28 protein-coding genes and 1 pseudogene are annotated in these 22,934 nt (G+C 41.2%); 5 read left to right on the top strand and 24 right to left on the bottom strand.

Going from position 1 to position 22,934, the window contains the following annotated elements:
• Positions 1–86 precede the first annotated feature (86 nt).
• From N646_RS04040 to N646_RS04050, 3 genes are all read left to right on the top strand, one after another.
• Positions 87–773, top strand: coding sequence for a Crp/Fnr family transcriptional regulator (locus N646_RS04040; RefSeq protein ID WP_017821434.1), 687 nt, complete (start codon positions 87–89; stop codon positions 771–773).
• A gap of 37 nt (positions 774–810) precedes the next feature.
• On the top strand, positions 811–2,253 hold the full coding sequence (locus N646_RS04045) for a tetratricopeptide repeat protein (protein WP_017821433.1): 1,443 nt from the start codon (positions 811–813) through the stop codon (positions 2,251–2,253).
• A gap of 740 nt (positions 2,254–2,993) precedes the next feature.
• Positions 2,994–3,359: a hypothetical protein gene (locus N646_RS04050; protein ID WP_021707818.1), complete on the top strand. Its 366-nt coding sequence runs from the start codon at positions 2,994–2,996 to the stop codon at positions 3,357–3,359.
• A gap of 185 nt (positions 3,360–3,544) precedes the next feature.
• Here N646_RS04050 and N646_RS04055 read toward each other — a convergent pair whose 3' ends face one another.
• From N646_RS04055 to N646_RS04085, 6 genes and pseudogenes are all read right to left on the bottom strand, one after another.
• Positions 3,545–4,027 (bottom strand): hypothetical protein, encoded by a 483-nt coding sequence (locus tag N646_RS04055; protein WP_017821432.1) that lies wholly within the window; start codon positions 4,025–4,027, stop codon positions 3,545–3,547.
• Between the two features lie 43 nt (positions 4,028–4,070).
• Positions 4,071–4,214: a DUF3265 domain-containing protein gene (locus N646_RS04060; RefSeq protein WP_017821431.1), complete on the bottom strand. Its 144-nt coding sequence runs from the start codon at positions 4,212–4,214 to the stop codon at positions 4,071–4,073.
• Positions 4,177–4,653: pseudogene (locus tag N646_RS04065) on the bottom strand (GNAT family N-acetyltransferase). Before N646_RS04065 ends, N646_RS04060 begins: the two are co-directional and overlap by 38 nt.
• Before the next feature lie 161 nt (positions 4,654–4,814).
• Positions 4,815–5,210 (bottom strand): ACT domain-containing protein, encoded by a 396-nt coding sequence (locus N646_RS04070; RefSeq protein ID WP_017821429.1) that lies wholly within the window; start codon positions 5,208–5,210, stop codon positions 4,815–4,817.
• A 117-nt stretch (positions 5,211–5,327) separates the two neighbouring features.
• Entirely contained in the window at positions 5,328–5,807 is a 480-nt protein-coding gene (locus tag N646_RS04075) for a hypothetical protein (RefSeq protein WP_021033927.1), read from the bottom strand.
• Between the two features lie 340 nt (positions 5,808–6,147).
• On the bottom strand, positions 6,148–6,702 hold the full coding sequence (locus N646_RS04085) for a hypothetical protein (RefSeq protein ID WP_017821426.1): 555 nt from the start codon (positions 6,700–6,702) through the stop codon (positions 6,148–6,150).
• A 750-nt stretch (positions 6,703–7,452) separates the two neighbouring features.
• Between N646_RS04085 and N646_RS04090 the strand changes: the two genes are divergently transcribed.
• Positions 7,453–8,010, top strand: coding sequence for a GIY-YIG nuclease family protein (locus tag N646_RS04090; RefSeq protein ID WP_021707816.1), 558 nt, complete (start codon positions 7,453–7,455; stop codon positions 8,008–8,010).
• 144 nt (positions 8,011–8,154) lie between these two features.
• On the opposite strand, the gene N646_RS04095 is transcribed toward N646_RS04090, so the two are convergent.
• From N646_RS04095 to N646_RS04155, 11 genes are all read right to left on the bottom strand, one after another.
• Complete coding sequence (locus tag N646_RS04095; protein ID WP_017821423.1) at positions 8,155–9,114, bottom strand: phosphotransferase; 960 nt, start codon at positions 9,112–9,114, stop codon at positions 8,155–8,157.
• A 705-nt stretch (positions 9,115–9,819) separates the two neighbouring features.
• Positions 9,820–10,266 carry a GNAT family N-acetyltransferase gene (locus tag N646_RS04105; RefSeq protein WP_017821421.1) on the bottom strand — a complete coding sequence of 149 codons (447 nt, stop codon included), beginning with the start codon at positions 10,264–10,266 and terminating at the stop codon, positions 9,820–9,822.
• Between the two features lie 135 nt (positions 10,267–10,401).
• On the bottom strand, positions 10,402–11,175 hold the full coding sequence (locus N646_RS04110; protein ID WP_017821420.1) for an aminoglycoside phosphotransferase family protein: 774 nt from the start codon (positions 11,173–11,175) through the stop codon (positions 10,402–10,404).
• Positions 11,176–11,310: 135 nt separating this feature from the next.
• Complete coding sequence (locus tag N646_RS04115) at positions 11,311–11,853, bottom strand: hypothetical protein (RefSeq protein WP_017821418.1); 543 nt, start codon at positions 11,851–11,853, stop codon at positions 11,311–11,313.
• 148 nt (positions 11,854–12,001) lie between these two features.
• Positions 12,002–12,448 (bottom strand): GNAT family N-acetyltransferase, encoded by a 447-nt coding sequence (locus N646_RS04120; RefSeq protein ID WP_017821417.1) that lies wholly within the window; start codon positions 12,446–12,448, stop codon positions 12,002–12,004.
• Positions 12,449–12,582: 134 nt separating this feature from the next.
• Complete coding sequence (locus N646_RS04125; RefSeq protein ID WP_017821416.1) at positions 12,583–13,323, bottom strand: hypothetical protein; 741 nt, start codon at positions 13,321–13,323, stop codon at positions 12,583–12,585.
• Between the two features lie 197 nt (positions 13,324–13,520).
• Positions 13,521–14,039 carry a DJ-1/PfpI family protein gene (locus tag N646_RS23400; RefSeq protein WP_309303445.1) on the bottom strand — a complete coding sequence of 173 codons (519 nt, stop codon included), beginning with the start codon at positions 14,037–14,039 and terminating at the stop codon, positions 13,521–13,523.
• Positions 14,040–14,245: 206 nt separating this feature from the next.
• Positions 14,246–14,803: a hypothetical protein gene (locus tag N646_RS04135; protein ID WP_021707815.1), complete on the bottom strand. Its 558-nt coding sequence runs from the start codon at positions 14,801–14,803 to the stop codon at positions 14,246–14,248.
• A 287-nt stretch (positions 14,804–15,090) separates the two neighbouring features.
• Positions 15,091–15,591 carry a hypothetical protein gene (locus N646_RS04140; protein WP_017821413.1) on the bottom strand — a complete coding sequence of 167 codons (501 nt, stop codon included), beginning with the start codon at positions 15,589–15,591 and terminating at the stop codon, positions 15,091–15,093.
• Positions 15,592–15,697: 106 nt separating this feature from the next.
• Positions 15,698–16,234, bottom strand: a complete 537-nt coding sequence (locus N646_RS04145) for a nucleotidyltransferase family protein (protein WP_017821412.1) — start codon at positions 16,232–16,234, stop codon at positions 15,698–15,700.
• Positions 16,235–16,990: 756 nt separating this feature from the next.
• Positions 16,991–17,347: a cell envelope integrity protein TolA gene (locus N646_RS04155; protein ID WP_017633715.1), complete on the bottom strand. Its 357-nt coding sequence runs from the start codon at positions 17,345–17,347 to the stop codon at positions 16,991–16,993.
• Positions 17,348–17,594: 247 nt separating this feature from the next.
• Here N646_RS04155 and N646_RS24865 point away from each other — a divergent pair, with 247 nt between their 5' ends.
• Positions 17,595–17,897, top strand: a complete 303-nt coding sequence (locus N646_RS24865; RefSeq protein WP_017821409.1) for a hypothetical protein — start codon at positions 17,595–17,597, stop codon at positions 17,895–17,897.
• A 215-nt stretch (positions 17,898–18,112) separates the two neighbouring features.
• On the opposite strand, the gene N646_RS04165 is transcribed toward N646_RS24865, so the two are convergent.
• The 7 genes from N646_RS04165 to N646_RS04195 form a co-directional block, all read right to left on the bottom strand.
• Positions 18,113–18,493: a DUF4087 domain-containing protein gene (locus N646_RS04165; protein WP_017821408.1), complete on the bottom strand. Its 381-nt coding sequence runs from the start codon at positions 18,491–18,493 to the stop codon at positions 18,113–18,115.
• Positions 18,494–18,627: 134 nt separating this feature from the next.
• A complete protein-coding gene (locus N646_RS04170; protein WP_017821406.1) occupies positions 18,628–19,026 on the bottom strand; it encodes a DUF6232 family protein in 399 nt (132 codons plus the stop codon).
• A gap of 119 nt (positions 19,027–19,145) precedes the next feature.
• Positions 19,146–19,499 (bottom strand): hypothetical protein, encoded by a 354-nt coding sequence (locus tag N646_RS04175; RefSeq protein ID WP_017821405.1) that lies wholly within the window; start codon positions 19,497–19,499, stop codon positions 19,146–19,148.
• A gap of 147 nt (positions 19,500–19,646) precedes the next feature.
• Positions 19,647–20,165 carry a GNAT family N-acetyltransferase gene (locus tag N646_RS04180; protein ID WP_017821404.1) on the bottom strand — a complete coding sequence of 173 codons (519 nt, stop codon included), beginning with the start codon at positions 20,163–20,165 and terminating at the stop codon, positions 19,647–19,649.
• Between the two features lie 152 nt (positions 20,166–20,317).
• Positions 20,318–20,668 (bottom strand): hypothetical protein, encoded by a 351-nt coding sequence (locus N646_RS04185; RefSeq protein ID WP_017821402.1) that lies wholly within the window; start codon positions 20,666–20,668, stop codon positions 20,318–20,320.
• A gap of 754 nt (positions 20,669–21,422) precedes the next feature.
• Positions 21,423–22,001, bottom strand: coding sequence for an ankyrin repeat domain-containing protein (locus tag N646_RS04190; RefSeq protein ID WP_017821397.1), 579 nt, complete (start codon positions 21,999–22,001; stop codon positions 21,423–21,425).
• Between the two features lie 129 nt (positions 22,002–22,130).
• A complete protein-coding gene (locus N646_RS04195) occupies positions 22,131–22,865 on the bottom strand; it encodes a hypothetical protein (RefSeq protein WP_021707813.1) in 735 nt (244 codons plus the stop codon).
• Positions 22,866–22,934 lie beyond the last annotated feature (69 nt).

Genomic DNA, 22,934 nt, shown 5'->3' on the forward strand with positions numbered 1-22,934 from the left:
ACATTAATCAATAATGATTATTATTTGTATCTTATCCTCCAAGTCCGAATTTGCTGCTTGATAATTATCAAGCTAAGGAAAACAGCGTGCCCGGCTCTATTGTTTCGCTCCTTAACGAAGAAGAAAAAACACAACTCTTCTCAAAACGCTCGCCTTTGCATTGCGATGCAGGGCATCAACTGTTTGAACGTGGCGAACCTGCGGAAAAAATGTATTTGGTAGAGAGAGGAAAAGTTTCATTGTTTCGTTTGATGCCAAACGGCGACGAAAAGCTGTTTCGAGTATTCATGGCGGGAGAAATGATTGCGGAAATGGCGATGTTTATGTCCCCAAGGACCTATCCGATGAGTGCCCGCGTCGTTCAGGACACCGAGCTGTCTGTTTTCCACTACCAAGATGTGTTAGCGGTGTTTACTCAATCTCCACAAACTTCATTAAAAGTAATGAACTACATGACAAATCGCATCCACCAGCTGATGGATACCGTGAACATTTTGACGCAAGTAAACGCGAATCAAAGACTGGTGATGAAGCTGGCTGACTTCTATCGCGCTCAATCGAGAAGCGAAGGGAAAATTACGTTACCCGTGACGAAAAAGCTGCTTGCAACACAGCTAGGTATGACGCCAGAGACGCTTTCTAGAACGTTCAAAAAACTGAAAAACGATGGTTTTATTACTGAGTGCGAAAGTCATATCACGCTGCTAGACATTCCCGCCATGTGCGAAGCCGTTGAACTGACACCAGAAATATTCCGACGCTCGAAGCGCTGATGTCAACAAAACTGAATCAGTGAGAGGAGGCTTCAGATTGCTGCCACAACTCAATAAGCTCACCGAAGATCCCGGTGCGATGTTTTACTGCCCTGATCTCATCATCAAAGCCGCGAATTATGATCTAATCCAACAGCCCAATAATGTTGTTTTACTCGATACCATCGCCCAAGCTTATTCCGCAAATAGTAAGTTCGATGAATCAGCAAAAGTTCGAAGCAAATTCCTAATACTCGCTCGTAACGATTACGAACGCGCTAGTGCCCATTTCGACCGAGGCATGGCATTCACATTTGCAGGGAAACATGACGACGCTATTTCAGATTACACCCAAGCTATCCGAGTCATCCCATCGGCTGCGCTTTATGCCAACCGCGCCAGCAGTTACGCCAGTATAGGCAATTTAACTTCATCAATAACCGACTACACAACTGCTCTTTCAATGTCAGATACCGGAAGTGACAGCTATAATCGTCATCTCCTTTATCGTGCACAAGTTCTGACAAAAGCTGGACAATTTCCTGAAGCGATCACGGACTACCGGAGATTGATTGCGATAGCACCAAGTAATGTTGAAGCACGCAAGGCTCTCATTCTCGTGCTTGCAGATTCTGGAAAACTGGATGAGGCAAATATCAGTCTCATCGAATTTAAAGAAAAATTTCTAGAGGACTTCAAACAATTCAGGTCAAAACTGGTCAGAATTCCTACGTTAGCCGACCAATCGGGAATCTCTGCCTCCAACCGCCTCAAACCGCGTCTGGAGGCAAAAGGAGAGCGAGCATTGTTGCACCAAATCAAAGAACTTGTACGTGGTGGCAAGTGGATCATGTATGGTAAGAACCGTATAGAATATAAAGCCAGCCCTGCGACATTGCGTCCCGCCCTATCAGGTCATCTTCAGATCGTTAACGTGACTTGCGTCAGCGATGGCCCTCAAAGTGACCTCCATCCTGTTACGAAAGGAGAGCGCCTTATTAAAGGATGTCCGAAAGACCTGCGACAATGGAATGTTTCAAACCTAATGGTCGATCTTTTAAAAGCAGACCCATTCTCACTTGATATTATTGAACCGACTTCAACAATTTCTGTAGGTGAAGGAGCCATTCTTCAGTTTGGCTACACTAAGGATAAAGAGAAAATAGGATGGCGCGATTGTATTGACGATGGCATTTTTAGCTATCAGGCTTCAGGAGAGGAAACGCGACGAGGACTTATTCCACCAGGACTGTTCTGTAAGGGGCAAGCGAATTGCAGGCAAGTTAAAGCACTACTTTCCGATCTCATCAAACGGGTTCAGAGAGCTAACCCAGAGTCCGCTCCTTCCTATTGGGATACACTCGGGTATCAGATCAATCAGCGCTTGTGGATACCTGAACGATCTGGGAGCAATCAAAGAAGACGGAAGCGAAGACAAGACCACAATGGCAAACTTATTTGCTTCCCGTGGATATGGTTTAGGGCTTATAGAACGCTATAATGCCTCTCTTGCTGATTTGAATAAGGCGATTGCACTCGATCCGACTAAAGCCGTATACTTTGATGTTCGTGCTATCGCAGCTGACCATCTAGGGAAGTCGGAGCAAGCTTATAAGGATCGTGAAACAGCCTGCTCTCTAGAAAAAAAACACTGCAAATAGTGGAAAACTACTCAATTCTATCTTGGTTTGTCATTTGTCAAAATTCCCAATTCGCTACTATGGTGTAAGGTCATGAAGTCGGGGGGAAACAAACCAGTCTTTAGTGACTTCATCCGGCTCCTTTACTCCAACCATAGACGCGGTCGAAAATGCGTTCGACGAATCAGCTGTATTTTGATCACTTTTCTCAAGTGTTAGCCTAGGTTTTGTGGATCTAAAACAACACTAACCACCAGTTCAGTTCCCATTGCGTACTGATTGAACTGCGTCTTGCTCGGTTTGTTTATCGCTTTTATACCTTAGTTCTTCAAATATCATTACTCTTCTTTCTCCTGCTCTAACTTGCTGTGGTAGAGTTCAAACAGGATTTGGTTGTCTAAGAATTGCATCACTAGGAACTCAGCAGATTATGTATTGTGGGGCTGCGGGTGATTTGCAGGTTTATGCGCTTGCTCGCATTAGCACATTTCAAAGACGCGCAGTCTCGAATCCAAATCACTAGGCTCCTCGAAATCAGCTGAAGCAGATTGAACAAATAGGTACAAATACTCCTAGCTGAGGAGGCTGAAGGATTACATGAATGATCAACCAGCTTCTCTTAGCGCTGGGGGAGCGTAAGCAGTTACGCCCGTATATTATGACCCGAGCGATGGATTCATCCGGTGGGCGATTAACTGATCGCGATATTCATGCTTATATTGTTAAGGAAGGTTTGGTAAGCACTATTATCCGGATCCAATCTACTAATTGCTCAATCACATGGTTTTTCCTAGATAACTTCACGCCCCAAACAAACATCCCAATCAATCCCAGAGCCCCCAAGACGACTTTAAAAAAAATCGAAATTGAAGTCATCAAGATCCCAGAACACATGGAACTTGAAGTGGTAAATGTAGGTTCCCAGATGAAGCAAGTTTCGGTCAGCAAAATACCACTGCCCACCTAAAGTGGCTGAGCATGGAACAAGACCATTCAACAAGAATCACCTACAAAAATAACGTGATACAAATCACATTTAAAAGTTATTTTCCGGTGTAACCCCAAATGTCACCCCAACCTAGGGCAAAATTTATTTTATTCATATAAAACAAAAACTTGAACAAAAAACCAGAATCCCTCTTAAATGCTTTGTTATGGCGATGAACTCAAAGTTAGCTCTTGTATATCAATTTGGTCTACTTCCCTACCCAATATCCGCTTGTACTCGACTAAACGATTAACTGGGATGACTGGCAACTCGATACCTTGATAATCTTTAAGAACTGATTCTGAAAAGTAGATTTCAAGCTGGTGCCAAGAACCATCTTGACGTGATTGTATCTTCGTATGTTGAGACAAACCGATTTCAATTTTTTGACTTTGGTAAACCAACTGGAAATACTCTAAATCCCAACCATATTCGGCATAATGATCTAACGGCTTTGATATGTATTTTGCTACATGCGATAACACCTTGTCTGCGTCAGAGTTATGAATATAAAGATCTATATCTGCGATTTCCCGACTACCACCATGAATGGTTGCCGCTAACCCACCGACTATTTGATACTCCACATCCTCTGCATCCAAGATTTCTTTGAGCCACTGCAAGGCTACTTTAACTTTATCACTCATCTAGTTCCCTTAGCTGAATTTTGCCCTGCGCCATAACGCCTTGCTAAGGTGTGAAGTACGCAATGACCAAGCCGCCGCATGGCACTTCAACACCAAAAGCACCGCATACTAAAAATGCCACGCGTGCTGAATCACGCTTAAGCAATTTGTTAGGTGCGTAACCACAGCTGATAAAAGTCAGTTTCATCGTGCTTTGGATTCTTACGCACAAACTCCCAATTATGGCGCTTGTAAAAAGTAAGAGCCCTAGTGTTAGTTCGACTTACTGAAAGTACTGCACGCTTACAACCTGCTCTAAACAAGACATTTGCGATGTAATCCTGCAACTTAGGAGCTAGCCCTAAGCCACGGAAATTTGATTTTAAATAAATCAGATGCACATAACCAGTTTCAGGCTCTGGTGAAAAACTGCGAAACTCCAACTGTCCTGCGAACTGACCAGAAACAAAAATATGAATGTAGAACTACTCTGGAGTCACCAAACGCTCAATAACTCGCTCGCGATAACCACTAATGAAATCATCGAATCCGTCGTAATGACCGAAACTACAAAAGTATGCATCTTTTCTAGCATCAACACATAAGTCTAAATCATCGATACTTATTTGCCGAAAAGCGATTTCCATATCTACCTTTTCCCTCTAGCACCTAACGCCGCATTAAGTGGTGAGCAACGCAGACCACCGCACTTAAAGTATTGTACCGTAAACACTAAATTCAAAGTAAACCAAAAATGCCGAGCGTTGGGAATCCGTCCTAAATGCTTTGTTAGCAATATGGCTTAACCCTATGCACTGAACTCTTCTAATGCTGAAACTGCCGCTTCTGCTTTACCACTTTGAACAAAGATATGGTCGTGATAATAAGCTGCAATGACATTAGCACTAATACCCTTTGATGCTAACTTGCTAGCCACTGCTGCTGTAAGACCTACAGCTTCCAAACTGGAGTGCACCGTCAGAGTTATTTGACTATATGTACCATCAAACGACAAACCTGCCTTTTCTGCCGCTGATTTCTCTAGAACCAAAGTTAAACCCTCAGATTCAATAAACGTGGCAACTGGATTTAGGTCAACATAGTCTGCTAGCACACCAGAAACTGTACAAAACACAAACTCTGATTCCATTAGTTTTGGACTCATCGAACGCAATAATTCGTCTAGGTCTGTGATACCTGACATATCGGTTTCCTCTTATATTGCTAACGCCGCATTAAGGTGTGAGCAGCGCTTGGCTATATTTGAGCGAAGCGAAACTGCCAAGCGTTGCGAATCACTCTTAAATGCTTTGTTAGGTTTTTACGCAAATAGTTCACTAAACTTCTCTGAATTCCAGACTGAAACAACTGGCGAATCTGATACAACCGCTTTGCTAAAACCATACTTTTCGCTTTTAGTAACGAAAGCTATGGGAACGCTTCTATATAATAAGGCTACTGAATTACCATCAGCCGACCATTGAAAGCTAAAATCTTGCTCTACTGTCTTCTCAATAATTGCTGTTTTGGAAACTAGCCCTTGGTGTAATTGTGGCGGTTCCCCTGCTCTCATTTTCTGCTTCCAAGATTCCTCGGAAACAGGCACGTACTGTATGTACGCAACAGCATCTCTTTCTGGCTTTTGAGTTTGAGGCTTAGTTAGGTAAAGCACCCCAGACTCTTCAAACTCATCGAGAATTGCATAACGTTCGGACACTTCGTTATATGAACTTAAAAACAAACCCTCAGACATTACTACTCCTGACATCAACGTACACAAAATAAACAGAATTTTCTTCATGTGACTCCGAAAACCTAACGCCGCATTAAGGTGTGAGCAACGCTACCACCAGACGAAACCTGTACGCCTTAAACACGAAACCCAACGATGACATAAAAAATGCCAAGCGTTGGGAATCACTCTTAAATGCCTTGTTAGTTTTTTGTTTCTAGAGAGTGCTTATTTTCCAAGTCTTCTACCTTATTTTTAAGTTTCTCTAACTTTCGAGAATAAATAAAGAAACCGATTTGAGAACATACTACGGCCACATAGAACAGGTTATCTCTATGTTGAGCTGGAGCATCATTCCACAACCATATAGCGAAGACAGTGACAAGCACATAAGAAATAATATTTGAAATCATTGATGAAGCCCCGAAACCAATCGTACACTTCGATTTTCTAACTCTGTATTAACTTTTTTTAATTCAGACTTATTAAACGCAACAGATCCCCAAATGACAAGCATAGCTAAACCACCTCTGCCAAGTTTACCTCTAGCTTTAGATTCCTTGTATAGGTCTTTGAGTCCAAGGCTTGAAGCACCAATACCTATATAACTAGCGAAATTGTCTAAAAAGCTATGAAAATCTTTATCAGACTGTAACTCTTTCTCAGTCATTGACCACATGCCATATTGTGGGTTAACAAAAGTAGTGTCTAGCGCTCCTGTTACTAGTTTTCCCATTAAGGCTCTATTCGAAACACTTCGTATCAGTTTCATAGCATCTACTCGTTGCTTCTGACTGAGATGTCTATACAAGATCATCGAACAAATCGCATCTACTTCTACTTTTCCAGTCCCAACAAGTAGTTCTGGTTTAAAACCGATTATTTTAGCTAATATTCTTAATTGTTCTTGCTCATGGCTTGGCAAATTATACGGTAAACTGCTAACTGAAATTACGTTACTCATCACTCATCCATGTATAATTTTAGGGCTTATTTTATGAAGTAAAAAGAACAACATATGCACTCAGTGGCGTATAGAAAATGTTATGAAACTAACGCCCTGTTAAGGGGTGAGCAACGCAATACTGAAGCCGCCGCATACCACCTTAAACACTAAAAACCAACGCATAGCAAAAATGCCACGCGTTGCGAATCCCTCTTGAACAGTTTGTTAACTGAGCGCCTTTCAGTTTTCGCCGATCTTTCAGCCACTTTCGCCAAAGCTCGTTTTGCTAATTAATGATTAGCAAAGCTAACTCAAATATGTATTTAACCAAAAAATTACCGTTTATCTTTAGTTTGAAATGCGTCTCACAACACCATACTTCGGCGATGTAAGTGCGCCGAACTAATCGCGAATGCCTTATATTATTAGAAGGCTTTGTGCCGCCTTTCACATCAGTAAACTTAAGTATCAAACTGAAATTAGTCGCATTAGCTCAGCTAAGGAAACCGACCGAACACGTTAAATCTCTGAACCGAGAAACTGTATCATTGTGCTTTCGTATTTTCTGCGCCAGTTAACGCCGCATTAAGGTGTGAGCAACGCTACCACCTGACCTAAACCATACCACCGTAAACACGAAACCCAACCTTGAGCTGAAAATGCCAAGCGTTGGGAATCACTCTTAAATGCTTTGTTATGTGCATTTTTCCACTTAACTCAACTTTCGTAGTTAACAAATATGCTACTGTTTGAGCAATAAATTACATTATGGCGGTTACTTTGGTTAGCGAAATACCTGAAGGTGCATTAGATACGCCTTATCGTAGAAATAAATACATCTGTGACCATATTTATGTAGCTTACTCCCCGTCTATAGATGTCTTTAAAATAGGGATTACAAAGAACCCTAGGCATAGACTGTCTAACATGAAGTCTGTAGGTATTGGTGGTGTTAAGGATTGGGAATTTCACTGCGCTTACAAAGTGGGCGTACAAACTGCTCATAGCTATGAAGTCAGCATATCTCGTCAGCTCTATTGCTTTAATATTGAGCTTAACTATCTAAATAAAACCTCTGCAGACTACTCCCGAGAACTTTACAAGTGTGACATTAAGATAATCAAAGCTGCTTTTAAAAGTGTTGGTGTAATCATTCCGATCTCAAGCGAAGTGCTTCGGAAAAAATTTGTTGAGTTCGTTCCACAAACAAACTTTTTGAAATGGGTAAACTTAAATAGGGAGAATGTTGGCTTAAGCGCTATGACGATGTTAGAACTCGAAAACTCTAAATTTTACACCATTCCCAATACTGCAAATTTTAGTTGAATTTGATTGTGCACATAACGCCCTGTTAAGGTGTGAGCAAGGTAATACCGATGCTACCGCATACCACGTTAAACACTAAAACCAACGCATAGTAAAAATGCCACGCGTTGCGAATCACTCTTAAACAGATTGTTATGTACCGCCTCAAAACAAGGCACTTTCAATTTGGAGCCATTGCTCCATAAAAGGGATAAAGTCCCTTTGAGGTATGAACTTCTGTGCCGCTGTATTATTTTTTAAAAATACTTCCTCCAAAGCCCACACATAGTGGTCGGCGTAAACAGCCCACGCCTTTGCTCCATCGTTAAGCTCTAATCGGGATAGAGGCTTGACAGACAGATAGCCTTTTAATAAAGCTAATGACCTATGAAGCTCCAAATCGAACATATACATGCATGCTCTCGCCAATTCATAACCAGGAGGCATGTTTTGCACTAAATCCCAGTCGATCACATCGCTTACTGTGCAATTAGAATCAAAAAAGACATTGAAATGATGAAAGTCGCCGTGGATTAGTTGCCTGCTTGTTAACGGGGTATATGAGTGCGTAGCTTCTGAGCTAGCTAGATAATCACGCTGTTGTTTTACTCTTCGTAGCACCGAGTTATTCATATCAAATTCACTATTTGTTTCAATAGCTGCGACTATTTTTTGTAGTCTATCGACCCAAGCACTTTTATCCCAAGAAAGCTCAATTGTTGGAAAGTCGTTTCCAACCTCGGAAGCGAGTTGAACATGCAGGTCAGCAAGGGCTTTTCCCAACTGAAAAGCATGAAACGCAGACAGAGCACTTTTTTCGATTAACGTTCCTTTTGCTTCAGGAAATAGAGCATAAAACTCATCACCTATTTTACAAAAGGAGTGGTGATCGCGCGTCAAAACAGGGGCAATTATAGTATTCAAATTTTGCGATAACTTTCTCAGCAGCTCATGTTCTAACTTGATCTTAGCAACATTGCGAACACTATATTTTCTAAGATAATAAGTCTCTGAGGATTGGATACGAAAAACATGATTCGTCGCACCAGCTGATTGACGTTTTATACTAGCGCCAGCACCAATCTGACTCCAGTTTTCACCAACCTTACGAACAAAATCACTCATAATTCCAGTTACCCCTTAGGTACATAACGCCCAATTAAGGGGTGAGTAACGCAACACAGATGCCGCTGCAAACCACCTTAATCACTAAAATTAACGCATAGTAAAAATGCCACGCGTTACGAATCCCTCTTGAATTGTTTGTTAGTACGCTGCCCGCAAAGCCTTTGGTACATACCAATACATTGAAATATAGCACGAAGCTGTTGGCTTAAAACCATGAAGCTAAACGGAAAACTGCCAAACTGAAAACTAACTTCAAGACGTAAGTTGGCTAGAAGAAAAACATGCTTCACTGCCCTTTTCACTGTTTTCAAATTAGCAAAGAATACGGGCTTCAAACTTGAACAGCTGCGACAAAGAAACGCTTGTTTTTCCGAAAATTTCTCAGCGCCAAAGAAACCACGCCAGAGAAATAGCCCGAAAGTTAGAAACCGTAAACGATAAACCCAAAGCGAAAACTTCACATCTAGTGCCACCGGAGCGAACCTGAAAGGCACATTTGATCAGATGTAAAGCGAGGAAAAGAAACCAATAAAAACAGAAACTTTTAGCCTTTGATGCCAACCCAGTACTAACGCCGCGTTAAGGGGTGAACAACGCGATGCCACCCAACTTAAACCATTGTGCCATAAACACAAAAGCTAAGCTTTGAACCAAAACTGCCATGCGTTGAGAATCCCTCTTAAACGCTTTGTTATGTGCGTACTAAAGTTGTACGTACAATCTCAGCATGTCTTTGTGTTGAATACCATTTTCATAGATTGGCTCTGGATAATTCAGCAAAAAGTAATCTTTGACGATTGAGTCAACCCGAAAGCCAAGACGCTGATAATAAGTCAGTTGATAGCCAAAGGTGCCTGTACCCAGTTCAACACGTGAGATTCCCTTACTTGATAACTGAGACAGAACCGACTTAAGCAATTCAGAACCAACACCTTGACCTTGTAACTTTGGATATACAGAGACATTGAATATCTCAGCAAGACTATTGGTTTGTAGCTTCACTATGCAAGCAGCTAAAACACGCCCATTATCTAGTGCAGCGAAGCACCATGAATCGGATAAATATGAAGAAACACTCGCTTCAGAAGGATCGGCTTCAAGCAGCAAATCTAGCGGAATCTGGCTACTTTTGACTTCGATATATTGCATTTTTCCTCCAAGCACATAACGCCGCATTAAGGTGTGAACAACGCAACCACGAAACTAAACCTGGCCACCGTAAACACTGAACTCAACGATAGAATGGAAAATGCCAAGCGTTGAGAATCACTCTTAAATGCTTTGTTAGTTGCACAATGCGCACTGAATTTTATGTTTATTTTCAGTGATATATTCTATGTCATTTAGATAGGCTTGGAGATGACCTTGCTCTATATTTTCAACAAAGGATTCATCACCATTTTTCGCTTCCCTACGCATGAATGAAACTAAAGCCTGTAATCGCTGAACCATTGCGTCAGCTAGGTGATTTCTTTCGGACTCCGTAGCACCGTAACTATCACAGAATAGTTTAGCTCTAGCCACCTGCTCACAGATTGTACCTAACTTATCATTTCTGTCTGTTTTGAAAGGTGACCAACAATAAACCGAATATGCTAAATCCCATATTCTTGGCGCTGGGTGCGAAGTATCGAAGTCAAATACACCAACAACTGTATTCTCGGAAAGGGAAACATTGTACGGGGTAAAGTCACCATGACAGATTACCTCAAAAGGCTCTCTTGGCTCTAGCATCCACTTGTGTGTATTAACATCTAATTGTTCTAAAAGCAGCGCAGTTGAGTCATGTATCTTACGCAATAATTTGGCTGCTGATATGAGTGCATCATCAGTTGCGATTGCACCAACTAGTGGGTAGTTATAAGTATTACCAGCAACAAAACTTAGGACTTCCTGATCTTGGCTAACACCAAGAAATTTGGGGCATTCAGCTACATTTTCTCGCTCAAGATGCTTCAAAATAAGGTGAATTGTAGAACTCCACGGTTGCAGAGGTCGATAGACAACTTCACCATCTCGATATATTGCGGACTTTCTTCCGCCTGCTAATTCTTCCACGAAACCTCCCTGTGCAACTAACGCCCTGCTAAGGGGTGAGCAACGCAATACCGAAGCCACCGCATACCACCTTAACAACTAAACCTGACGCATAGTAAAAATGCCACGCGTTGCGAATCACTCTTAAACAGTTTGTTAGGCATCTTTTCCCGAATGGTACTCTTTAAGTTGAGTTGCAACTTCATTTTGTAGCCAATCTTCAGTAATCCCCATTGTTTCCCACACTTTCAAACTCAGTTTTTCTACCGCATGATCAGCAACTTGGAAAGTGTGTATCAAGTTCTGGAGTTCAGTGATCATTTCTTTGCGACCATCAGTATCTGACATATGCATTGCATAATCGTAAAAGAAATCGTGTGCTAGCCAGTTACGCTTTTTCAGAGTAGCTTCAAGATGTGTTATTAACTCATAAGGTAGATCAACGTTCTTCTTAACTTGTCCCAATAGACGACCAAATGTATGGGCATTTAACCCATTGTATATTTCTAACCACTCTTCTTGATTCAGTGCTGAATTATCGACGACTTTATAACCCATCGCGAAGTTTACTAGGGCTTTTTCAGCGCACTGTGCATTGAACGAAGCTAACCCAAAAAAGGCAAAAACTTCCTTTTCGTCACATAACTCCGGTTCTGGGATTGGCTTTAACTCACCAATATTTATATCACCAACTTTCACAACGACTCCTTGATGCCTAACGCCCAATTAAGGGGTGAACAACGCCTCCACCCAAACCTAAGGGATTGTGCCATAAACACTAAAACTGAAGTAGAAGCTAAAGTGCCAAGCGTTGTGAATCCCTCTTAAATTGCTTGTTATGTGCGTGCTAAATCTGTGCGTACAATCTCAGCATGTCTTTGTGTTGAATACCATTTTCATAGATTGGCTCTGGGTAATTCAGTAAGAAGTGATCCTTGATGATCGAGTCAACACGAAAACCAAGGCGCTGATAATAAGTCAGTTGATAACCAAAGGTACCTGTACCCAATTCAACACGAGTGATTCCCTTACTTGGTAGCTGAGACAGAACTGACTTGAGTAATTGAGATCCAATTCCTTGACTTTGTAGCTCGGGATATACCGAAACATTGAAGATTTCAGCAAGGTTTTGGGGTTCAGGCTTCACTATACATGCCGCCAAAATACGCTCATTATCTAGCGCAGCAAAGCACCATGATTCTGATAAATATGATGAAACACTCGCCTTAGAAGGATCTGCTTCGAGCAGCAAATCTAGCGGAATTTGGCTACTTTTAACTTCGATAAATTGCATTTTTCCTCCAAGCACATAACGCCGCGTTAAGTGGTGAGCAACGCCACCACTTAACTTAAACCATTGCACCTTAAACACTAAAACTGATTTGAACTCAAGTCGCCAAGCGTTGGGAATCCGTCTTAAACGCCTTGTTAGGCTTTGGTTGCTTTCAAGTCTTTAGCTTTAAACCCAATCACACCAGCCTTATAGCTACGAGTCCCTTTTACAAATACATTTCTTACTACAAAACCCGACATAAAATCTTGTTCAGTAACTTTCAAAGTTTGTAAAACTTCGGTAACTGTTGACTCAGAGCGATTAATAATTTCAAAAACATACATTCCTGATTGAACACCACCAAATCTCAATCCCCAACGTGGGTCGTCTGTAACACGGGTGCTTTTTTCTCTTAAAGAGAAAAATTTACCCTCTCCAGCCAGCTTCCAACGACGCCCTTCTTTTGCACCACTAAGTTGAACCAGCGGCTCTGAAGTGGAAACAACATACTGTTCATCCAAAATTACACCGATTTGGCTGCGGTGGTATGCGGGGGTTGTATACACGAGTAAATCACCAGATATACCGTCATTGTATTCGTGAGTTGCTGTCCATTCTTGATTCTGAGGGAAACGAACACTAGTTGGGCTAGAAAACGGAATGATTTCATAGAAATCAACAGTTTCGTAATAACGAGCTACATTAAACAACTCATCGCCAATTGATGCCGTTTTTTCTACATTATCAATCGACATTTCAGAGTAAAAGTTAGTTGCCTCCTGCTCTTCTAAAACTTGCTTCTTAATTGGTGTATCAAGTTTGGAAGTATGGACAGAGTACACACATCCTGATAGTAGGAAGCTCGCTAGCACTGACGTTAGAAGTTTATTACACATAATTTTTATCCAAATTTACAACAACCTTTAGAATGCCACACCACAAGTAAGGGCTTGTACAATTACGAAGCCTAACGCCTTGTTAAGGTGTGAGGCACGCAATACCGAAGCCTCCGCATACCACCTTAACCACTAAACCTGACGCATAGTAAAAATGCCACGCGTGCCGAATCACTCTTGAACAATTTGTTATGTGTTTAATGAGCACCTTGCTTGTGATAGTTCAGAATAAACTGTTTTTGCTTACGATCTAGCAACTCTAGGGCTTCAGCCACCGCTAACCCAAAATCAACGTACCCATTGGGCATCGCTGTCACTATACGCTTGTCGATTTGAACCAACGACTCTTCATAGATAGCCCCCTCCCAATATGGTCGAGTGAGCAGTACCGAAGATTCTGGGGCATATTTTTCCGTATAATTATGGGTAATTTTAACGCCCTTTAGGATGCCAGCTCTTGCTAAGACTAATACTCCCGCACATATGCCACCAATAACTAGTAATGATTCATAGGCTTTCTGGATGAAACTAGCAATTGGGTCGCTTTCCATTATTGAGTCAGGATTTCCTCCAGGGATCAGAAGAGCTTGATAGTCCGTAATACATATGTCCTCAAAGTTAACAGTGGGGCAAATTCTTAGACCTGATGAATCGGTATGATTGTGGTTCTCTGGGGTGGTGATATCAACTCTCCCATACGCTCCTAAACACTCTATCGCTTACATTACTTCATAGGAAATAGCCCCCGGATAGAGTAAAACCAGTGTTCTCTTTGTCATTATTTCCTCTCTCCGTACGGAACACATAACGCCCTGTTAAGGGGTGAGCAACGCAATACCGATGCCACCGCATACCACCTTAATCACTTAAACCAACGCATAGTGAAAATGCCATGCGTTGCGAATCCCTCTTGAACAGTTTGTTAGCTTAATTGCTGAACAATAGCGATGTTTTTTTCAGGTATTACAATGACTCGATTATAAGTAGACTTGTCCTTAGATAAAAAAACCAACTTTCCATCCCTATACTTTACAACAATACCATTGAGACACTGTTGATCAGATAGTTTACAGACTTGCGTATTTGCCTCAGATTTTAAATGTTGATCTGATAGTTCGTTCGCATCATTTACCACAGGTACGAAAGCAACAAATAAGACAGGAAGTAAGCCAATTAGAATGTAAGGCAAACTTTGCAAGTCTAAATAGGAACCAACCCAATTAGCTTTAGCCGTTATAAACCTTTTCAGAGGTATATAGCCACAACCAATTAACGCACCAACAAGCATAAAAAATGCGAGACCTGAAGAGAAATTGAAAAACAGATACATGCCACCGATAGACAGGTATTCCAAAGAGTCGCCAATCATTTCATAGTGAGCAAATCCTAGTTTTTCTAGAAAAGCAGCATCATATAAAAAACCGATTACATATGCTGTAGTTACCATTAGGGACAAGATCCCTACAACTACTTTAGTCAAAACTTTCTCCATTAAGCTAACGCCGCATTAAGGTGTGAGCGGCGCTTGGCTATACTTGAGCGAAGCGAAACTGCCAAGCGTTGCGAATCACTCTTAAATGCTTTGTTATATTTTTTTATCCGCAGACTTCAAAAATAGTCGTTCGTACAGCCCGTCAGGCTTTGACACGACAACTGAACTGGCGAGGCTTTCTATCTTGATGATCTCTGTTTGGTGGTCATCATAGTTATATACCGCGCACAAAGATGTAATACTCGAACATGTTAGTATGCTCAATTCACTATCACCTAGTTGATACACAATTTCTTTTTTATATCTTCCAGCTTATCAAATGCAAACCATGATCCTAAAAATCCGTAAACTAGAGCCAACAAGAATAAAAACATTAAGTTGTTAATGACAAAGTCCAGTGTTTCTGAAAATTCACTAACTTTTTGAGGCGTCACAGGCTTAGAAGTTGCTCCCTCGTTGTTCCAAGCTTTCGCGGCTTCATTGTAAAAATCTGGCATTAACTTCCGAACAGTTATAACAATTAATCTAAATAACTGCTTAGTGAGAGATCTCAACAACCATAAAATTGGAATTAAAAAAGCAATAGCCCATAAACCATACGTATAAAATGGTGCGAAGCCGATCTGTAAAAGCTGAGGGGTGTCTTTAGGCAAAAAAGATGAGCTAAGACCAAGTGTCCTTAACCAAGATATGTAGTAGGTATTTCCGAGAATATAAAGAACACCTGTACCTGCAGCTAGCCAGACTGCCACATCTCTAAGTATATGTTTATTCATGGAACCACCTCAAAAATATAACGCCGCATTAAGGTGTGAGCAGCGCTTGGCTATACTTGAGCGAAGCGAAAACGCCAAGCGTTGCGAATCACTCTTAAATGCTTTGTTAGGGCACTGTTCTCAAAGATGGCCACCTTACTAGCCAGCCCTTTGAATTTACACGATTTTCAAACGTTTCTCGTGACCTTTTAGGGTTATGTGTGACACAGTAACCAAATAAGGATTCGTACCCAAAAGCTGCAATACATTCATAGCTATCAGGTGCGACTTGTCGAATGGCAACAGCTGTCTCTTGTTCTGGCCAATAGCTCATAGCATCAAGGGAGCATGTGTAGGGTAAATCGCCATTCCGAGTATGCATTAGTGCTTGGTTACGAACTTGCCAGTTAACTTCTGGCATTAGCTGCTTGAGCTGAGATTCGCGGTGTAAATATGCATTAGGGTCGTTCTCGTCTGGAGCAAAGTAAATAACATCCGCATCGTTCAATGGTGTTGCTACATCAAAGCCATGCAGTGCATCCCAAACAAGATTACGAACGAAACCAGCTGCAATGTAACACTGAGGCAAGCCCAATTTAGATACGCACTCTAAGGCTTTAACTCTAACTGGATCTTGCTTGATTAATTCTACGATTCTATCCATTTTCGCCCTGTGCCCTAACGCCCGCTTAAGTGGTGAGCAACGCTACCACAACACTTGATTATTGCACCTTAAACACAAAAGCCAAATCAAACCAAAACCGCCGAGCGTTGCGAATCCGTCTTAAAGCGTTTGTTATGCGTATTTTAGTTGGGTTCTAAATCGGGTGCATTACCTGGACTTCTTTCTACAGCATCCAACCACGGATTTGTTATACCTACTTTGTATAAGCAGTAAGACTGAAATTTTTACTAAAATACAAGGCTACGGCAGCGGTAACTCCGGCGATATAACTTAGATGTATTATTATAAATAGCGATGCAAATGCTATTAGATACATACTGTAACTTGTTACTTTCTGGCTCTTTGGGCTATTTATTAACAAAGCTACATTCTTCTGAGGAACTCTGTACTTTAGAAATATCCAATACGTCATTGAAAAAGTTGCGAATACAGGTAAACATATTGCGAACGCAATCGTAGCCAACATAAGCCAAAAGCCAAAGTTTGCGGGACTTACGTTTGTAAGAACTAAAAGCGAAGTGGCTGAATAGCCTGAAAGTGCGGCATAAAACCACTGATACTTTTCAATAAACACGATATCTCCTTCTACGATGTTCCCTAATACGCATAACGCCTTGTTAAGGTGTGAGGCACGCAATACAAAAGCCTCTGCATACCATCTTAACCACTAAACTAACGCATAGTAAAAATGCCAAGCGTGCCGAATCACACTTGAACAATTTGTTATGTTCACGGCTACTCTAAATCAACGGTAAGGTTAATATCTTTAAACTGCTCGAACTCTTGCGGACTTAGACTTAATAAAAATTCGAATGGGGAGCTGTTCTTTACTGCTTTTTCGACCGCGTTATCAAACGAGCGAAGCCCACTAGTTTTTAGCACCGAGAATTCGGTAACCTCAGCTTTATCATTAAGTTTGAAGTTTACACGGACATCGTACCCTAGATACTCATCTTGCTGGTTCAATTCATCTTGTATTCGAACTTTCATCAAGGATGCATTGTGAACTAGTCTAGCCTCTGGCGAATCATTGAAACCAACACACCCAGCAATAAACATTGATATTAATGCAATAAAAATTGCGTTTTTCATTATTAACGTTCCTTGAACATAACGCCCTGCTAAGGGGTGAGCAACGCAATACAAAAGCCGCCGCAAACCACCTTAATCACTAAGTTCAACGCATAGTAAAAATGCCACGCGTTGCGAATCCCTCTTGAGCAGTTTGTTAGTCGCGAGGCACCGAGCGACAATTTTAAGCCGAACTAAACTGTGCGAACAACAAACTTTATGTGCTTTGATGCATTTAAGTCAGGCGTAGTCTCAAAGCGGCTACTCAATGAAACCACTTAGAACAAACAACGCCGTAGAAAACGGACTGACAACACCAAAAAGCGCTTTTGGAAAGCCAATCTCACAGTACGGACTTTCAACAAAGTCACTGAAACCACGTGGAACTTACCACACCAGAGAGAGCGTCATTTCAGCGAGTAAATCGGCTTTTGTACCAACAAACTCACCGAGCGGAGTTGCAACCAAAAACAAACTCTCGATTGCCCTGCTCTGTCAGCACCAAAGAACAAAACAATCGCTAGGACACTTGCAAAATTTTGGACTCAAAACAGCTAAAACTAAGTTCTAAAGATCGACGATGAATCTGTGTTCCAAACAAACTGCTGCTAAATTTTAAGCTCAGAAACATGATTTTAATTGCTAGCTTTTTCTGGCGACTAACGCCTTGTTAAGGGGTGAGCAACGCAATACCGAAGCCGCCGCATACCACCTTAGTCACTAAAACTAACGCATAGTCTAAGTGCCACGCGTTGCGAATCCCTCTTGAACAATTTGTTAGGCGAATTACTTAAAAGGAAGTGGAATATCTTTCGTTATGGATATGTCCTCTAAACACTGCTTCAAAGGTAACTGCTTGGATTTATAGATTGTTGTAATCGAATTTTGCTCTTCGTCTACGTCCACTGTTAAGCAAGCACAACTAAAACCATAGTTTCGATTTGTTCTAACAAATTCATTTTCATTTGCAGTCGCTTGATAAAGCAGTTCCATCGATTTATCGTCCAATGCATTTGAAGTACCTTGGACTGATATATCCCACGAGCCATCGCGATCAATCAACCACATATTGGCAGGAGAAGGGTTTTCAAGCCATCCACATCGAGTCTCTTCTGCCGTCGCTGCTAATGCAGAAAACATCCCCAAAATAACAATCAAAAATCTCATTATTTACTCCATTCGCCTAACGCCTTGTTAAGGTGTGAGGCACGCAATACCGAAGGTTCCGCATAACACCTTAACCACTAAAACCAACGCATGGTAAAAATGCCACGCGTGCCGAATCACTCTTGAACAATTTGTTATACGAATTTTTTCAGTGCCGACACTTGCTGTTCAAATAACTCACAATCTGACTTTGAGTATGACTTAGCTACATTAACCCATTGAACGCCCGTTTCATCTATGTGGCGAAACTCGACTTGAAGTGCATATTTAGAACAACGAAAAAGAGCAAAAACCAAACCTACAACCGTCAGACTAAGAACTAAAACTAGTAGCCATTGTGGCACCTCTTCCAACCTTGGAATAACTAACCAAACAGCCCCTGAAAAAACACACACCCAGAATAAAACTTGACCTAAATTATCAAGAAAACTTAACTTTTTAACCCTAACATTGTTTATCTTAGACAAAGGATATGAGTCTTTCTTAAACCTGAACTCTTTTGAATCCAAGTTAAAATCAGTATTTTTGTACATAATTTCCCTCTATTCGTATAACGCCGCGTTAAGGCGTGACGTAATGCGTGCCATACTTGAGCGAAGCGAAACTGGCACGCGTTGCGGAATCGCTCTTAAACGCTTTGTTATGTGATTATTTATTGCTGCCAAAAAGACTTGCCTCTTTTGAGAACCTCAACAAAAGATTTATCTTTAAATTCAAGATGCAAATCATCGTTAACAAATTCTACTTCTATTTTTCCAAGTGTTGGATGGACAAATTCAATGTCATTTACATCCACATCAAAAACTATGACATTCGACGGCCAACCTTTAGACACTTGAAAAATTAACTGGTCACCGTTCTGTGCTGGAACAATTAAAATTTCATACCCATCAATGGAGCCAGTTTCCAAATTAGCTTTAACATTTGAATAAAAACCAAAATTTGTAGACGCAGATAATGCAGCCGATGAAAAACAAAAAAATAGAACTAAAAATAGCCGTATCACATAAACCTCGCTTAATCACATAACGCCGCGTTAAGTAGTGAGCAACGCTACCATCTAACCTAAACCATTACACCGTAAACACTAAAGCTCGACTTGAACTAAAAATGCCGAGCGTTGCGAATCTGCCTTAAACGCTTTGTTATACCGCTACTTACAGGCTACCCAATACCTAGCCACTGGCTCTTGAAAAACTTTACCCATAACCACTTTTTCAAACTTGCCACCATTAGATTCTATAACCTTACGCGATGCAATATTGTCTTCATCTGCTGTAATAAGTGCCTCAGAAATACCCAAAATTTTGGCTTTTGGTAACGCTAACTTGAGCATCAATTTACCATGACCAATTCCGCGGTGCGAAGGAGCAATATCATAGCCAATATGGCCTGCCTCTAAAGCTAGAAACTCGTTGTTGATATTATGACGAATACGAATAGCGCCCAAAATATTTCGATTGCCGTCGACAAACCAAAAATGATTACATGGCACATAGCCATCAGGTAAATTTAAACCCTGGGCTTCATCTTGAATCTGCTGGACATATCGCGTGAAATCTGAGACTCCGTTACGGTAATATTCCGCATTCTCTACATCATTTTTAACAAAATCTTGATAAAACACCGAAAACTCGGATTCAAATTCTAACGAGGGTGAAACTAATTCCATGTTTGATTTTTCTCCTTGCGGTATAACGCCTTGTTAAGGTGTGAGGCACGCAATACCGAAGCCTCCGCATACCACCTTAACCATTAAAACCAACGCATAGTAAAAATGCCACGCGTGCCGAATCACTCTTGAACAATTTGTTATGCTCGTACTCAAAGAAATTGGAGAATTAAGCAAGTGATAAACGCTGGAAGCCCTGCAATAAAGAAAACCAAACCTGTCTGGAAGTTCATTCTATGCTGCTCTCGTTGGTCTTCTTCGAAATCATGACCTTCTACCATTTTGTAAACTTTATCTGTTCTAGAATCATCCATATGCGCTGTTTTACTATATACGCCACCTTCCCACATAAGCTTTGCTAAAACCCAGTTCACGATAACAACGAAGAACAGAAAGTCGACTGGCTGAGTAGTAGCAAAGAAGGGGACAAACTGAGCTAAGAGAATAACAATCAATGCTGCAACAAGATTGATTAGCACCACTTTCTTCAGTAAATTGAGCAAAATTCCCTCCTAGAGCATAACGCCCTGCTAAGGGGTGAGCAACGCAATACCGAAGCCGCCGCTTACCACCTTAATCACTAAATTCAACGCATGGTGAAAATGCCACGCGTTGCGAATCCCTCTTGAGCAGTTTGTTAGTCGCGAGGCACCGAGCGACAATTTTAAGCCGAACTAAACTTTGCGAACAACAAACTTTATGTGTTTTGATGCACTTAAGTCAGGCGTAGTCTCAAAGCGGCTATTCAATGAAACCACTTGGAACAGCCAACGCCGCAGAAAACGAACTGACAACACCAAAAAAGCGCTTTTGGAAAACCAATCTCACAGTGCGGACTTTCAACAAAGTCACTGAAACCACGTGGAACTTACAACACCAGAGAAAACGTCCTTTCAGCAATTAAATAAGCTTTTAAACCAACCAACTCACCGAGCAGATTTGCAACCAAAAACAGATTTTCGATTGCCCCGCTCTATCACCACCAAAGAACGAAACAACCGCTTGGAAAATAGCAATGCATTGATTTAGAACCGATGAAACTGAGCTTTGACCGTCGAAGATGGAACTATGAATCAAACAACCAGTAGCCAAGTTTTGAGCTTAGAAACATGATTTTGACTTCTAGCTTTTTCTGGCGACTAACGCCCTGTTAAGGGGTGAGCAACGCAATACCAAAGCCGCCGCAGACCACCTTAAATACAAAAACCAACGCATAGTGAAAATGCCACGCGTTGCGAATCCCTCTTGAACAGTTTGTTAGGTGGGATTGTCGCACGCCATAAGCAATGCTTTCAGCTCTAAATTCAATGAAGCCTCACCAATTTTTCTTGCTGAATTTCCCAATTGATTGCGGTAATTACAATCGGCTCCCGCCTCTAATAATAACCTAACACCTTCGATATTCTCATTGATTGCAGCAATCATTAATGGTGAGTTGTAAACATACTCCTGAGTAAGAAGTAAATTGGGATCACCTCCATTATCAAGAAGTAGCTTTAATATTTTGTTATTGGAGAAGTTAGCAGATGCAAAAACTGGGCTATTCCCTTCATAATTCTGTATGTTGGGGAGCGCACCACTTGATAGTAAAGTTTTTACAAGTTCATGGTCACCAAGAAATGACGCCATGAGTAATAGTGACGCTCCACATGAATTGACTGTATTAACGTCCATTCCCTTCTTCAACAAACGTTGAGCATACGAGCTGCTTTTTCCCTCAATCATCTGATAAATTGCGATATTTATAGGACTACTAGGGTCGTTTCTGCTTTTGCAAGAACTTGAATCACTTGTCAAAAACACTATGGATAAAGCTGCTAGTAAAAATCGCTTCAAAATAATCCCTCCTAACGCCCAATTAAGGTGTGAAGCACGCGACCACGGTACTTCATTTGACCACCGTACACACTGAACTAAACCCAAACCAAAACTGCCAAGCGTGCTGAATCACTCTTAAATTGTTTGTTAGGCGCTCAGGAGCTTGAGTTTACCTGCTAGCTGCTCTCTCAAAGTTTGAAGGCCCTCACCGTTGTTTAAATAGATCAGAGCTCTGTGATGAATCATATCGGACGGAATGTCGCTTACATTTTGTGCTATTGGGACGACTGTTTTACCGAGGGTATGAGCAATACCTGTTTCATACATAACATTCGGGTTTTTATTGGAAAAGTCTACCACCACAATTTTTGCACGGTAGATAAGACTAAATATATCCTGGATTATGGACGAGTGTTTCCATATATCGTCAGCTCGTAGACATCTAAGCGTTGCATCTTCTGTTGCGCCTTTGATCGCGTCATAAACACTACTAAAACCAGCAAAAGGCATCATAACCGCTACTAAATCATCTTCCACGTCACTATCCGGTATTGAAAACACATTTGGTGAAAACGTAATTTTCCTCTCAGACGGTTTGGCAGAAATGTATGTAGCGCTTTGATCAGGATACCATTCATTTAAGTAAGCCTCGGTTTCTTTTAGGGCATTTGCATTGTGATCAACCATAGAGCGTAAAACGCTAATAATACACCCGCTATAGTCTTCATCACCAAAATGTAGACTACGCAATAACCTTGAATGATGTTCGATAAGGTGTGTGCAGTCAGTTATCAAACCTAACTCGATCCAGTTTTCAGCAGTAAAATTTTCTAAAATTCTTCGTTTTAACTGCAAAATCATTTGTGTATTTATATCTTTCACATTGAACCTATCATCTATAAATGACGCCTAACGCCCTGTTAAGGTGTGAGCAACGCAATACAAAAGCCG

It is taken from the genome of Vibrio alginolyticus NBRC 15630 = ATCC 17749, from assembly GCF_000354175.2.
GTDB classification, from domain to species: Bacteria; Pseudomonadota; Gammaproteobacteria; order Enterobacterales; family Vibrionaceae; genus Vibrio; species Vibrio alginolyticus.